The sequence below is a fragment of the Acrocarpospora corrugata genome (genome assembly GCF_009687845.1).
In the GTDB taxonomy this organism is placed as follows: domain Bacteria; phylum Actinomycetota; class Actinomycetes; order Streptosporangiales; family Streptosporangiaceae; genus Acrocarpospora; species Acrocarpospora corrugata.
Genome location: NZ_BLAD01000066.1, coordinates 1 through 14,061, shown reverse-complemented (window position 1 = coordinate 14,061; position 14,061 = coordinate 1). Strand labels below are relative to the sequence as shown.

12 protein-coding genes are annotated in these 14,061 nt (G+C 71.1%); 11 read left to right on the top strand and 1 reads right to left on the bottom strand.

Annotated features, from left to right (window positions below; all coding sequences use genetic code 11):
* The first annotated feature begins 64 nt into the window (after positions 1–64).
* From argC to Acor_RS25955, 9 genes are all read left to right on the top strand, one after another.
* The gene (gene argC, locus Acor_RS25995; RefSeq protein ID WP_155339369.1) at positions 65–1,087 is read left to right on the top strand and encodes an N-acetyl-gamma-glutamyl-phosphate reductase; all 1,023 of its coding nucleotides are present in this window, start codon (positions 65–67) and stop codon (positions 1,085–1,087) included.
* A 13-nt stretch (positions 1,088–1,100) separates the two neighbouring features.
* Positions 1,101–2,279 carry a bifunctional glutamate N-acetyltransferase/amino-acid acetyltransferase ArgJ gene (gene argJ / locus Acor_RS25990; RefSeq protein ID WP_155339368.1) on the top strand — a complete coding sequence of 393 codons (1,179 nt, stop codon included), beginning with the start codon at positions 1,101–1,103 and terminating at the stop codon, positions 2,277–2,279.
* A complete protein-coding gene (gene argB / locus Acor_RS25985) occupies positions 2,276–3,157 on the top strand; it encodes an acetylglutamate kinase (RefSeq protein WP_155339367.1) in 882 nt (293 codons plus the stop codon). The genes argJ and argB overlap by 4 nt, the downstream gene beginning before the upstream one ends.
* Complete coding sequence (locus Acor_RS25980; RefSeq protein WP_155339366.1) at positions 3,154–4,326, top strand: acetylornithine transaminase; 1,173 nt, start codon at positions 3,154–3,156, stop codon at positions 4,324–4,326. The genes argB and Acor_RS25980 overlap by 4 nt, the downstream gene beginning before the upstream one ends.
* Positions 4,319–5,236 (top strand): ornithine carbamoyltransferase, encoded by a 918-nt coding sequence (gene argF / locus Acor_RS25975; RefSeq protein WP_155339365.1) that lies wholly within the window; start codon positions 4,319–4,321, stop codon positions 5,234–5,236. Before Acor_RS25980 ends, argF begins: the two co-directional genes overlap by 8 nt.
* Positions 5,233–5,766 (top strand): arginine repressor, encoded by a 534-nt coding sequence (locus tag Acor_RS25970; protein ID WP_155339364.1) that lies wholly within the window; start codon positions 5,233–5,235, stop codon positions 5,764–5,766. Before argF ends, Acor_RS25970 begins: the two co-directional genes overlap by 4 nt.
* Entirely contained in the window at positions 5,763–6,959 is a 1,197-nt protein-coding gene (locus Acor_RS25965) for an argininosuccinate synthase (RefSeq protein WP_155339363.1), read from the top strand. The genes Acor_RS25970 and Acor_RS25965 overlap by 4 nt, the downstream gene beginning before the upstream one ends.
* A 105-nt stretch (positions 6,960–7,064) precedes the next feature.
* The gene (argH, locus tag Acor_RS25960) at positions 7,065–8,462 is read left to right on the top strand and encodes an argininosuccinate lyase (RefSeq protein ID WP_155339430.1); all 1,398 of its coding nucleotides are present in this window, start codon (positions 7,065–7,067) and stop codon (positions 8,460–8,462) included.
* Entirely contained in the window at positions 8,444–9,061 is a 618-nt protein-coding gene (locus Acor_RS25955) for a DNA-3-methyladenine glycosylase (RefSeq protein ID WP_155339362.1), read from the top strand. Before argH ends, Acor_RS25955 begins: the two co-directional genes overlap by 19 nt.
* Before the next feature lie 31 nt (positions 9,062–9,092).
* On the opposite strand, the gene Acor_RS25950 is transcribed toward Acor_RS25955, so the two are convergent.
* Positions 9,093–11,342 carry a rhamnogalacturonan lyase family protein gene (locus Acor_RS25950; protein ID WP_155339361.1) on the bottom strand — a complete coding sequence of 750 codons (2,250 nt, stop codon included), beginning with the start codon at positions 11,340–11,342 and terminating at the stop codon, positions 9,093–9,095.
* Between the two features lie 232 nt (positions 11,343–11,574).
* Here Acor_RS25950 and tyrS point away from each other — a divergent pair, with 232 nt between their 5' ends.
* Complete coding sequence (gene tyrS, locus Acor_RS25945) at positions 11,575–12,837, top strand: tyrosine--tRNA ligase (protein ID WP_155339360.1); 1,263 nt, start codon at positions 11,575–11,577, stop codon at positions 12,835–12,837.
* Positions 12,838–12,924: 87 nt separating this feature from the next.
* Entirely contained in the window at positions 12,925–13,791 is an 867-nt protein-coding gene (locus Acor_RS25940; RefSeq protein WP_155339359.1) for a tetratricopeptide repeat protein, read from the top strand.
* Positions 13,792–14,061: the final 270 nt, after the last annotated feature.

Genomic DNA, 14,061 nt, shown 5'->3' with positions numbered 1-14,061 from the left:
TGCATACTTTCGTTGGGTAGCAAGAAGATGAGTCGCACCGCATGAACATACAGGGGGAAACAGGGTGAAAGCCGCCGTAGCCGGAGCGAGCGGATACGCCGGAGGCGAGCTGCTCAGGCTCCTGCTCGCCCACCCCGGCCTCGACATCGGCACCCTCACCGCCGGGTCGAGCGCCGGCGGCACGCTCGGCGAGCACCAGCCCCACCTGCCCGCCCTCGCCGACCGGGTCATCGAGGAGACCTCCCCGGAGACGCTCGGCGGCCACGACGTGGTCTTCCTCGCCCTCCCGCACGGTCAGTCCGCCGCCATCGCCAATCGGCTCGGCCCGGACACCCTGATCGTCGACTGCGGCGCCGACTTCCGGCTGGACAGCGCGGCCGACTGGGCCGAGTTCTACGGCGGCCCGCACGCGGGCACCTGGCCGTACGGGCTGCCCGAACTCCCCGGCCAGCGCGCCGTCCTGGCCGCCGCGACCCGGATCGCCGTCCCGGGCTGCTACCCCACCTCGGTCACCCTCGGCATGTTCCCGGCCTTCGCCGCCGGCCTGGTCGAACCCGACGTGGTCGTGGTCGCCGCCAGCGGCACCAGCGGCGCGGGCCGCTCGCCCAAGGCGTCCCTGCTCGGCAGCGAGGTGATGGGCTCGGTCAGCGCGTACGGTGTGGGCGGCACGCACCGGCACACCCCCGAGATGACCCAGAACCTGTCCGCCGTCGCCGGGCGGCCGGTCACCGTGTCCTTCACCCCGACCCTGGCCCCCATGTCGCGGGGCATCCTCGCCACCTGCACCGCCCCCGCAGCCCCGGGGCTCACCCGGGCCCGGCTCCGGGAGGCGTACCAGGAGATCCTGAAGGATGAGCCGTTCGTCACGCTCCTCCCGGAGGGCAGCTGGCCCGCGACCGCGATGACGCTCGGCGCCAACACGGCCGCGCTGCAGGTCACGCTCGACGAGCGGGCCGGGCGCGTGGTCGTCGTGGTGGCCATCGACAACCTGACCAAGGGCACCGCCGGGGGCGCGATCCAGAGCGCCAACCTCGCGCTCGGCCTGCCCGAGGAACTCGGCCTGCCCACCACTGGCGTCAGCCCGTAAAGGAGAGCATCAGATGAGCGTGACCGCCCCCCTCGGCTTCCGCGCCGCGGGCATCGCCGCCGGCATCAAGAAGCGGCAGGGCCCGCCCGACCCGGCCAACGACAGCCGCGACCTGGCCCTGGTCGTCAATGACGGCCCGTCCAGGGCGGCGGCCGGCGTCTTCACCCAGAACCGGGTCAAGGCGGCGCCCGTGCTCTGGTCGGCGCAGGTCGTCGCGGGCGGCCAGGTCCGCGCCGTGGTGCTCAACTCGGGCGGCGCGAACGCCTGCACGGGCCCGGCCGGATTCCAGGACACGCACGCCACCGCCGAGAAGGTCGCCGAGGTGCTGCGGGACTCGGCCGGCGAGATCGTGGTCTGCTCGACCGGGCTGATCGGCGAGCGGCTGCCGATGGACCCGCTGCTTGAGGGCATCGACACGGCCGCCGCCCAGCTGTCCAGGGACGGCGGCGTGGCCGCCGCGGACGCGATCAGGACCACCGACACGGTCAGCAAGATCTCCTTCCGCCGGGGCGAGGGCGGCTACATGGTCGGCGGCATGGCCAAGGGCGCGGGCATGCTGGCCCCGGCGCTGGCGACCATGCTGAGCGTGCTCACCACCGACGCCGACCTGACCGCCGCGGAGCTCGACCAGGTGCTGCGCCGGGCCGTCTCGGTCACCTTCGACCGGCTGGACGCCGACGGCTGCATGTCCACCAACGACACCGTGCTGCTGCTGGCCAGCGCCGCCTCCGGGGTCCGCCCCGACCTGGCCGAGTTCGAGCGCAAGGTCACCGAGGTCTGCGCCGACCTGTGCCGCCAGCTGCTGGTGGACGCGGAGGGCGCCAGCAAGGCGATCGCGATCGAGGTGGTCGGGGCCGCGTCGATCGAGGACGCGGTCGACGTCGGCCGTACCGTGGCCAGGAGCAACCTGCTGAAGTGCGCCCTGCACGGCGAGGACCCGAACTGGGGCCGGGTGCTCAGCGCGGTCGGCACCACCGACGCGGAGTTCGAGCCGGACCGGCTGAACGTGGCCATCAACGGCATCTGGATCTGCCGGGGCGGCGCGGCCGGGGACGACCGCTCCAAGGTCGACCTGCGCCCCCGGGACGTGACGATCATCGTCGACCTGTCCGCGGGCCCGCACTCGGCGACCATCCACACCACCGACCTGACCGCCGCCTACGTGCACGAGAACTCGGCCTACTCGTCATGACGTTCGAGAAGGCGCAGATCCTGATCGAGGCGCTGCCGTGGCTGGCCCGCTTCCACGGCGCGACCATCGTGATCAAATACGGCGGCCACGCCATGACCGAGGACGCGCTCCGCGCCCACTTCGCCGACGACATCGTCTTCCTGCGGTACGCGGGCCTGCGGCCGGTCATCGTGCACGGCGGCGGCCCGCAGATCAACGCCCATCTGGACCGGCTCGGCATCGAGTCGAGCTTCACCGCCGGGCTGCGGGTGACCACGCCGGAGGCCATGCAGGTGGTCCGGATGGTCCTGGTCGGCCAGGTCAACCGGGACGTGGTCGCCGCGATCAACCGGCACGGCCCGTTCGCGGTCGGCCTGTCCGGCGAGGACGCCCACCTGCTCACCGCCGAGCGCAAGCACGCCGTGGTGGACGGCGCCCAGGTCGACATCGGCCAGGTCGGCGAGATCGTCCGGGTGGACGCCGACACCGTGGTGGCACTGCTCGACAACGGCCGTGTCCCGGTCGTCTCCTCGATCGCGCGCGGCGAGGACGGCACCGTCTACAACGTCAACGCCGACACCGCCGCCGCCGCGCTCGCGGTGGCGCTGAAGGCGTCCAAGCTGATCGTGCTGACCGACGTCGAGGGCCTGTACGCCGACTGGCCGCACAGCACCGAAGTGATCAGGACCATCGAGACCTCCGACCTGGCCGAGCTGCTGCCCGGCCTGTCGTCGGGCATGGTCCCGAAGATGGAGGCCTGCCTGACGGCCGTCAGGGGCGGCGTGCCGCAGGCGCACGTGCTGGACGGCCGCAAGCCGCACGCGGTCCTGCTGGAGATCTTCACCGACGAGGGCATCGGCACCATGGTCCTGCCCGACACCTTGAAGGAGCGGGCATGACGACGCTTTTCGACCGTTTCGAACGGGCGTTCATGCCCAACTACGGCGTGCCGCCGGTGGCCCTGGCCCGCGGCGAGGGCACCCGGGTGTGGGACGTGGACGGCGCCGAGTATCTGGACTTCATCGGCGGCATCGCGGTCACCTCGCTCGGCCACGCCCACCCGGCGCTGGTCGAGGCGGTGTCCACCCAGGTCGCGACCCTGGCGCACACCTCCAACCTGTTCCTGCACGAGCCGGAGGTGAAGCTGGCCGAACGCCTGCTCGCCCTGCTGGAGCAGCCGGGCAAGGTGTTCCTCGCCAACTCCGGCACCGAGGCCAACGAAGCCGCCCTGAAACTCGCCATCAAATACGGCAAGACCACCGGGCGCAGCTACTTCGTGGCCGCCGAGATGGGCTTCCACGGCCGCACCCTCGGCTCGCTGTCGCTGACCGGCAAACCGTCGATCCGCGACCAGTTCGGGCCGTTCGCCACCGACGTGCGCTTCGTCCCGTACGGCGACGCCGACGCCCTGGCCAAGGCCGTCGACGAGAACTGCGCGGCCGTCTTCCTGGAACCCACCCAGGGCGAGGCCGGGGTCGTGCCCCCGCCGGACGGCTACTTCGCCGCCGCCAGGGAGATCGCCACCAGGACCGGCGCGCTGCTGGTCGCCGACGAGATCCAGTCGGCCATCGGCCGGACCGGGCACTGGTTCGCGCACCAGGCGGACGGCGTCGTCCCCGACCTCCTCACCCTGGCCAAGGGCCTGGGCGGCGGCCTGCCGATCGGCGCGGTCGTCGGCTTCGGCGCCGCCGGGACGATCTTCGCCAAGGGCGACCACGGCTCCACCTTCGGCGGCAACCCGATCTCCTGCGCCGCCGCGCTGGCCGTCCTGGACAACGTCGACCTCGAGCACGTCCGCGCGGTCGCCGAGCGGCTGCGGACCGGCCTGGAGGGCATCGCGCATCCGCTGCTGAACGGCGTCCGCGGGCGCGGCCTCTGGCTGGCCGCCGTGCTCACCGAGGACCGCGCCGCCCAGGTGCAGACCGCGGCCCAGCAGGCCGGATTCCTGGTCAACGCCGTCCAGCCCGACGCGATCCGGCTGGCCCCGCCGCTGGTCGTCACCCCCGCCGAGATCGACACGTTCCTGGCGGCCTTCCCCGCCATCCTCACCGAGGCCCACCATGGTTAGACATTTCCTGCGAGACGATGATTTGTCGCCCGCCGAGCAGGCCGAGATCCTCGACCTCGCCGAGGCGATGAAGAAGGACCGGTACGGCTACCGCACCTACGCCGGCCCCAAAACCGTCGCCGTCCTGTTCGACAAGCAGTCCACCCGCACCCGCGTCTCCTTCGCCGTCGGCATCGGCGACCTGGGCGGCCTGCCGCTGATCATCGACGGCGGCACCTCCCAGCTGGGCCGGGGCGAGCCGATCGAGGACACCGCCAGGGTCCTCACCCGCCAGGTCGCCGCCATCGTCTGGCGCACCTCGGGCCAGGACAGGATCGAGGCGATGGCCTCGGCCAGCGGCATCCCCGTGGTGAACGCGCTGACCGACCAGTTCCACCCCTGCCAGGTCCTGGCCGACCTGCAGACGATCCGCGAGCACAAGGGCGCGCTGGCCGGCCGCGTCCTGGCGTATTTCGGGGACGGCGCCAACAACATGGCGCACTCCTACCTGCTCGGCGGCGCGACCGCTGGCATGCACATCCGGATCTGCGCGCCCGCCGGATACCACCCCGACCCCGCCATCGTGGCCGACGCCGAGGCCATCGCGGCGGGCACCGGCGGCTCGGTGGCCGTGCTCACCGGCCCGTCCGCCGCCGCCGGGGGCGCCGACGTGCTCGCCACCGACACCTGGGTGTCCATGGGGCAGGACGGCAAGGAGGAGCGGATCGCGGCGTTCGCGCCGTACCAGGTGAACGCCGACCGGCTGGCCGAGGCCGCGCCGGACGCGATCGTGCTGCACTGCCTGCCCGCCTACCGCGGCCTGGAGATCTCCGCCGACGTGCTCGACGGAGTACAGAGCGTCGTCTGGGATGAGGCGGAGAACCGGTTGCACGCGCAGAAGGCCCTATTGCACTGGCTGGACGCGAGATGACCATCCCGCTCACGAAGACCGCCCGGCATGCCCGGATCGTCGAGCTTGTCACCCGCAACAAGGTCAGGTCTCAGCCGGAACTGGCCAAACTGCTCCTGGAGAGCGGAGTGGAAGTCACCCAGGCCACTCTCTCCCGCGACCTCGACGAGCTCGGCGCGATGAAACTCAGGGCCGACGACGGCACCCTCGTCTACGCCGTGCCGGGCGAGGGCGGCGAGCGGATCCCGCGCTACCGCACCGGAAACACCGGGGAAAACCCGGACGCCCGGCTGCGCCGACTGGCGGAAGAGCTCCTGGTCTCGGCCGAAGCCTCCGCCAACCTGGTGATCCTGCGCACCCCGCCCGGCGCCGCGCAGTTCCTCGCCTCCGCGATCGACCATGCCGACTGGGAGTCCATCCTCGGCACCGTCGCCGGAGACGACACCATTCTCGTCATCAGCCGAGACCCCCACGGAGGTGACGTCCTGGCCGAATCCATGCTTCGGCTGACCAACCGTTCACGCACCAACTCTTTGGAGAAGCAATCATGAGCGACCGCGTCGTACTCGCCTTCTCGGGCGGCCTCGACACCTCTGTGGCCATTCCGTTCCTGGCGGAGAAGATCAACGCCGAGGTCATCGCGGTGGCCGTCGACGTCGGCCAGGGCGGCGAGGACATGGAAGTGATCCGCAAGCGGGCCATCGACTGCGGCGCGGTGGAGTCGGTCGTGGTGGACGCCCGGGAGGAGTTCGCCACCGACTTCTGCGTGCCAGCCCTGCAGGCCAACGCCCTCTACATGGACCGCTACCCGCTGGTCTCGGCGCTGTCCCGCCCGCTGATCGTCAAGCACCTGGCCGCCGCCGCCCAGCGGTACGGCGGCACGATCGTCTCGCACGGCTGCACCGGCAAGGGCAACGACCAGGTCCGCTTCGAGGCCGGCCTGGCCGCGCTGCACCCCGAGCTGAAGGTCATCGCCCCGGCCCGCGACTACGCCTGGACCCGCGACAAGGCCATCGCGTACGCGGAGGAGAAGAACCTCCCCATCGAGACCACCAAGAAGAACCCGTACTCGATCGACCAGAACATCTGGGGCCGCGCGGTCGAGACCGGCTTCCTGGAGGACATCTGGAACGGCCCGATCGAGGACGTGTACGCCTACACGGCCGACCCGGCCGAGCCGCGCGAGGCCGACGAGGTCGTCATCACCTTCCGGTCCGGCGTGCCGGTGGCCGTGGACGGCCGCCCGCTGAGCCCGTTCCAGATCATCTCCGAGCTCAACGACCGGGCCGGCGCCCAGGGCGTCGGCCGCCTGGACATGGTCGAGGACCGCCTGGTCGGCATCAAGTCCCGCGAGGTGTACGAGGCGCCCGGCGCGATCACCCTGATCGCCGCCCACATGGAGCTGGAGAACGTCACCGTCGAGCGCGACCTGGCCCGCTTCAAGCGCAGCGTGGACCAGCGCTGGGGCGAGCTGGTCTACGACGGCCTCTGGTTCTCGCCGCTGAAGAAGGCCCTGGACGCCTTCATCGCCGACGCCCAGCAGCACGTCACCGGCGAGGTCCGGCTGACCCTGCACGGCGGGCGCGCCGTCGTCACCGGCCGCCGCTCCGAGACCTCCCTGTACGACTTCTCGCTGGCCACCTACGACACCGGCGACACCTTCGACCAGTCACTGGCCAAGGGATTCGTCGAACTGTGGTCGCTGCCCAGTAAGATCGCCGCGGCCCGCGACGCGCGGAGCTGATCGATCGTCCCACTGCGCGCCCTGGGCCTGCACCGGCCCGGGGCGCGTTCGGTTAAGGTCACGAAAGTACTGGGAGGGAGAACGACGGTGGCGGACAACAAGCCGATGCGGCTCTGGGGTGGCAGGTTCGAGGGGGGGCCAGCGGACGCGCTCACCCGGCTGTCGGTGAGCGTGCACTTCGACTGGCGGCTCGTCCCCTACGACCTGCTCGCCTCGCGGGCACACGCCCGCGTGCTGCACCGGGCGGGGCTGCTGACGGCGGACGAGCTGGCCCGCATGCTCGGCGCGCTGGACGACCTGGAGGAGGCCTGCAAGTCCGGCGCCTTCCGGCCGACGGTGGCCGACGAGGACGTGCACACCGCGCTGGAGCGCGGCCTGCTCGAACGGCTCGGCTCGCTCGGCGGCAAGCTGCGCGCCGGGCGTTCCCGCAACGACCAGGTCGCCACCGACCTGCGGCTCTACCTGCGCGACCACGTCAGGACCATCGTGTCCCGGCTGGTGGAGCTGGAGACGGCGCTGATGAGCCAGGCCGAGGAGCACGCCGAGACGGCCGCCCCCGGCATGACCCACCTGCAGCACGCCCAGCCGGTCTCCTTCGGCCACCAGCTGCTGGCGCACGTGCATCCGCTCACCCGCGACATCGAGCGGCTGCGCGACTGGGACAAGCGGGCCGCGATCTCGCCGCTCGGCTCCGGCGCGCTGGCCGGCTCCTCGCTGCCGCTGGACCCGCAGGCCGTCGCCGCCGAGCTCGGCTTCGACGCCGCCGCGCCCAACTCGATGGACGCGGTCGCCGACCGGGACTTCGCGGCCGAGTTCCTGTTCTGCGCGGCCATGATCGGGATCCACCTGTCCCGGCTGGGCGAGGAGATCGTCCTGTGGGCGTCCCAGGAGTTCCGCTGGATCGAGATGGACGACGCGTACTCGACCGGCTCCTCGATCATGCCGCAGAAGAAGAACCCGGACGTGGCCGAGCTGGCCCGCGGCAAGTCCGGGCGGCTGATCGGCTCGCTGATGTCGCTGCTGACCACGCTGAAGGGCCTGCCGCTGACCTACAACCGGGACCTGCAGGAGGACAAGGAGCCCGTGTTCGACGCCGTCGACACGCTGCTGCTGGTCCTGCCGGCGGTGTCCGGTCTGGTGTCGACGATGCGGGTGAACACGGCCAGGCTGGAGAGCTCCGCCTCCGACGGCTTCGCTCTCGCCACCGACCTGGCCGAACTGCTGGTCGTCAAGGGCGTGGCGTTCCGGGACGCGCACGAGGCGGTCGGGCATCTGGTCGTCTGGTGCCAGGTCAACGACAAGGAGTTCGGCGACCTCACCGACGAGGAGCTGGCCAAGGTGTCGCCGCACTTCGGCGGGGACGTCCGGGACGTGCTCAGCGTGCCGGGCGCGCTGGCCGCCCGCAAGGCGTACGGCGGGACCGCGCCCGACCGGGTCCGTGACCAGCTGGCCGTGCTCCGTGAGGCCGTGGACGCGCAGGCGGCATGGGCGACCGGAGCCTGACCCCGCTGGGGCGCGACTTCTTCGACCGGCCCGCGCACGAGGTCGCCCCCGGCCTGCTCGGGTGCGTCCTCACGCACGGGCCGGTCGCCGTCCGCCTCACCGAGACCGAGGCGTACGGCAGGCCGGGCCAGGACCCGGCTTCGCATTCGTTCCGCGGCCAGACCCCCCGGAACGCGGTGATGTTCGGACCGCCGGGGCACCTTTACGTGTATTTCACGTACGGCATGCACTTCTGCGCGAACTTCGTCTGCCTGCCCGAAGGGCTCGCCTCCGGGGTGCTGCTGCGGGCCGGGGAGGTGGTGGCGGGGGAGGACACGGTCCGGTCCCGCCGCGAGAACGGACGTCCGGTGATATTTCGTGATCTGGCCCGGGGGCCGGCCCGGCTGGCGGTGGCACTCGGGCTGGCCCGCGAGCACAACGGCCTGGACTGCTGCTCCGGCGGCGGCGTCCAGGTGTTCGCGGGCGAACCCGCCACGGCCGTCAAGGCGGGCCCCCGCACCGGGGTCTCGACCGGAGCCGAGACCCCGTGGCGCTTCTGGATCGACGGTGATCCGACCGTTTCGCCGTACCGGCCGCACGTGCGGCGGATCAGAACTTAGGTCCGGGGAGCGTGCGGACCCGGGCCAGGGTTCAGCGGACGTACACGTTCGGCTTGGCGGGGGTGGCCATGCCGTCGCCGATGAAGAAACTCGGGTGCGGCGGCTGGTTGTAGGCCGTGTTCTGCCAGGCGATGGCGACCCGGTACATCGGGTCGTGCGCCAGGGTGTGGATCTTGCGGTCGGTCACCGAGGTGGTCGAGTAGATCCGCAGCGCGGTGTTGGCCGTCGTCGGCCACACCACTTCCTCCCGCCAGTCGCCGAGGATGTCGCCGGAGAGCGACGGGGTCGACTTGGTGCCGTTGTTGGAGTGCACGCCGGAGGCCGTCAGCAGGCGGGTTTCGCCGCCGGTGCCGTACTTGTCGACGCGGGTGGCGTCCACCAGTTCGCGCACCGGGTCGCCGTCCCACCAGGCCAGGAAGTTGATCGAGGAAGGCTCCCGGCCGAGTGAGCCGCCGGTGGCGCTGCGCAGCGTGGTGTCGCTGGCCGACCAGGACTCGGCGCCGGCGCTGCCGGCCCAGATGTCGGCCGAGACGCCGCGCCCGTTGTCCGCGCCGCTCGCCGTCTGCCACAGCACCTGACCGGTACGGGCGTCGGCGAACCACGACCCCGGCCGGGCCGTCTCCTCCGACACCTTGAACACCTCAAGCCCGGCCCTGGCCGGATTGAGGTCGCCGACGTGCAGCGCGTCGCCGTGCCCGAGGCCGGTGTTCCACAGCGGCGAACCGTTGTCGTTGATCGTCATCGCGCCGAAGACGATCTCGTCCCGGCCGTCCTGGTCGACGTCGGCGATGGACAGCTGGTGGTTGCCCTGCCCGGCGTACTGGCTGCCCGCCGAGTTGGAGTCGAACGTCCAGCGCCTGGTCAGCGTGCCGTTCCTGAAGTCCCAGGCGGCGATCACGGTCCGGGTGTAGTAGCCGCGCGACATGATCAGGCTCGGCCGCGCGCCGTCCAGGTAGGCGGTCCCGGCCAGGAACCGGTCCACCCGGTTGCCGTAGTTGTCGCCCCACGAGGAGACGGTCCCGCGCGCCGGGTCGTAGTTGACGGTGGACAGCGCCGCGCCGGTCCGGCCGTCGAACATGGTCAGGAACTCCGGACCGGCCAGGACATAGCCGGAGGAGTTGCGGTGATCGGCGGTCGAGCTGCCGATCACCTGCCCGGTGCCCGAGGTGGTGCCGTCGGCGGTCTTCATCGCCACCTCGGCGTCGCCGTCGCCGTCGTAGTCGTACACCTGGAACTGGGTGTAGTGCGCGCCCGCCCGGATGTTCCGGCCCAGGTTGATCCGCCACAGACGGCTGCCGGTCAGCGTGTACGCGTCCACGTAGACGTTGCCGGTGTAGCCGGACTGGGAGTTGTCCTTGGCGTTGGAGGGATCCCATTTCAGGACGAACTCGTAGTCTCCGTCGCCGTCCAGGTCGCCGACGCTGGCGTCGTTGGCGGCGTAGGTGTACGCCTCGCCGCTGGGCGTGGTTCCGCCGCCCGGCGGCTGGATCGGCACGTCGAGGTAGTTGCCGCCGGCGAACCGCAGCGACGCGGGCGAGGCGGCCTGCTCGGCGCCGCCGACGACCGCTCTGACGGTGTACGACGCGTCCGCGGCGGCCGTGTCCAGATAATTCGTGGAATTGGTGACCGTGGCCACCCGGGTGCCCGCGCGGTAGACGTTGAACGTCGTCGCGGACGTCTCGGTGCCGAGCAGCCGCCAGGAGACCAGGTTGGCGCTGCCCGACCGCACGCTGATCAGGCCACGATCGAGGTCTTCGACCTGTTTCGCCCCGGCCGGGATGGACGTCGGGGTGACGCTCGGGGTCGGGCTGGGGCTCTGGCTGGGGCTCTGGCTGGGCGTCGGGGACGGACTCTGCGTAGGAGTCGGGCTGGGGACCGTACCAGTGCAGACCGTGCCGTTCAGGGCGAACGACGCCGGGGCCGGGTTGCTGGAGTTGTTCCAGGAGGCGTTGAAGCCGAACGCGGCGTTCGTGCCCGTGCCGAGCGCGGCGTTGTAGCCCGCGTCCGCCGCCGTGACCTGGGAACCGCTCTGGGTGACCGTGGCGTTCCAGGCCTGGGTGACCGTCTGACCGGCCGAGTACGTCCAGACCAGCCGCCACCCGTTGAGCGGATCGCCCAGGTTGGTGACGGTCACATTCCCGCTGAAGCCGCCCGACCACTGGCTCTGGACGCTGTAGTCGACCCGGCAGCCCGGTGCGGCCGCGTGGGCGGTGACTCCCGTGGACGCGGCCGCGAGCGCGACCAATCCGATGATCGCGAAACGCTTCGATTGCGTACGCATGTGCCCTCCATGTGGGGGACTGGGGTGCCCACCTTGTATCGAAACATTTCGGAAAGCGGTATCCGCGACGCTGGCCGGAAACACCCGTTTGGCCGCTACCAGGAGACATCCGAGGTGTCCGCACCGCTCTGACCTGAACGTTTCAGCCTCGGATACCGGGTGGCGATAGGGTCACGTGATCAGGCAGGCTGGACTTGCCCGCCCTCCGACGAGCCAATGGGAAACTGGAACCGTGACCGATATCCTCGATGAGTTCGACTGGCGCGACGTCACCGCGCAGACCACCGATGCCGACGCGCTCCGCGCGGCACTGGCCGAGGGTCCGATCACCGTCTATGCCGGTTTCGACCCCACCGCGCCCTCCCTGCACGTCGGCAACCTCGCCACCCTGCTCATCCTGACCCGCTTCCAGCGCGCCGGGCACCGCCCGATCGGCCTGGTCGGCGGCGCCACCGGCCTGATCGGCGACCCCAGCGGGCGCAGCACCGAGCGGGCGCTCAACTCCGAGGACGTCGTCAGGGAGTGGGTGGCCCGGATCCGGGTCCAGGTCGAGAGGTTCCTCTCCTTCAGCGGCGACAACGCCGCCACCCTGGTCAGCAACCTCGACTGGACCGCCGAGCTGTCGGCCATCGACTTCCTGCGCGACATCGGCAAGCACTTCCCGGTCAACCGCATGCTGGCCCGCGAGTCGGTCTCCGCCCGCCTGGCCGGCGAGGGCCTCAGCTACACCGAGTTCAGCTACCAGATCCTGCAGGCCAACGACTACCTCGAACTGTTCCGGCGGCACGGCTGCACGCTCCAGATCGGCGGCAGCGACCAGTGGGGCAACATCATCGCCGGGGTGGACCTGATCCGGCGGGTCGAGGGCGCGCACGCACACGTGTTCACCGGCAAGCTGATCACCAAGTCGGACGGCACCAAGTTCGGCAAGACCGCCGGTGGGGCGGTGTGGCTGGATCCGGCGCTGACCTCGCCGTACGCGTTCTACCAGTACTGGCTGAACGCCGACGACCGGGACGTGGTCCGCTTCCTCAAGGTGTTCACCTTCCGGACCAGGGAGGAGATCGAGGAGCTGGAGAAGGCGGTCGCCGACCGGCCGTTCGCCCGGGAGGCGCAGCGCACCCTGGCCGAGGACCTGACCACGATGGTGCACGGCGCCGACGAGCTGGCCCGGGTGGTGGCGGCCTCGCGTGCCCTGTTCGGGCAGGGCTCCATCGCCGACCTGGACGAGGCCACGCTGGCGTCGGCCCTGTCGGAGGTGCCGAGGGCCGAGGTGACGGGGCTGGGCCGGCCGTACATCGATCTGCTGGCCGAGAGCGGGCTGGCCAAGTCCAAGTCGGAGGCCCGGCGCGCGGTCAAGGAGGGCGGCGCGTACCTCAACAACACCAAGATCACCGACGAGGACTACGTGCCGACCGCCGACGACCTGCTGCACGGCCGCTTCCTGGTGCTCCGCCGCGGCAAGCGCACCATCGGCGGTGTCGAGATCTCCTGACCGTTCTGCGTAATCGTTCACAGAAAGCCGCGTGCCGGGCACTTACGGTTGGGCAACCCCCTCCCTGACGGCGAACAAGGCGGAACGATGTACGTGGAACAGGACGTGGCCCGGCTGGGCCCGGTCATGGCGGAACTGATCGAGTGCAACCGGCTGCTCGCCGCGGGCGACGGCACACCCGAAGTCCGCCTGCGGCGGGGGATCGCGCTGGAGGCGATGCGCGATCACCCGGGCGCGCTGGCCGAGCTGACCGTCGCCATCGACGGGCCGCTCGGCCCGGACGAACTGGCCGACGCCTACCACCGGCGCGCCCTGCTGCTGCAGCGCTCCGGCCGCTACGCGGAGGCCGAGATCGACGCGACCGCGTCCCTGGTCGCCAAGCTGACCGCACGCGGGTACACCGCCCGGGCCATGGCCAGGGGCCTGCGCGGCGACCAGCAGGGCGCCTGGACCGACACCGAGCGCGCCCTGCTGCTCAACCCGGGGGAATGGGAGGCCCGCGCGGTCCGGGGCCGCGCGTTCCTGGCCATGCGCCGCTGGCGGGACGCGATCGACGACTTCGACTGGGTCATCGAGCTGGGCGAATGCCCGGTGTACGCGGGCGAGCTCCGGGTCGACCGGGCCGAGGCGCTGCTGGCCATCGGGGAGGCCGCCCGCGCGGTGATCGACTGCGGCCTGGCCATCGAGTCCCGCGTCCCCTGGCACCTGGTGCCCGGCGCGCACCGGGTTCATCTGGTACGCGCACGCGCGCAGCTCGCGCTCGGGGAGGTGGGGGCCGCGCTGGGGGACTGCTATCTGGCGGCGGCTGTCGCGCCCGGTGCGGCGGAGGTGTTCGAGGTGCGGGCGGAGGCGTACGAGGCGGCGGGGTGCCCGGGGGAGGCGAGGAACGATCTGGCGCGGGCGAATGAGCTGCGTGAGCCAAGAATTGTTGTGGCGGGGGTAACAGTCTTGTAGCGAAGGCGCCTGGGCAGGCTGTTTACGGGGCCTGTGACCTGCGAATTCGTGCTGCGGAGCGGCGATTTGACGAGGGGGGAACGGTTGCCTAATGTTCTCTTCGCGCCGGGATTCGCGGCAGCCCGAAAGGGCGGCCGGATCCTGGTCCATCCTCTGATCAACTAGCCGGGTCATTCGTGCTGTGATCAAACACCCCCAAACAGGGTGATTGGACACGAAGCGGATGACAAGGTAAGTTAGAGGGGTTGCCCCGGAAACGGGGTGAAGATC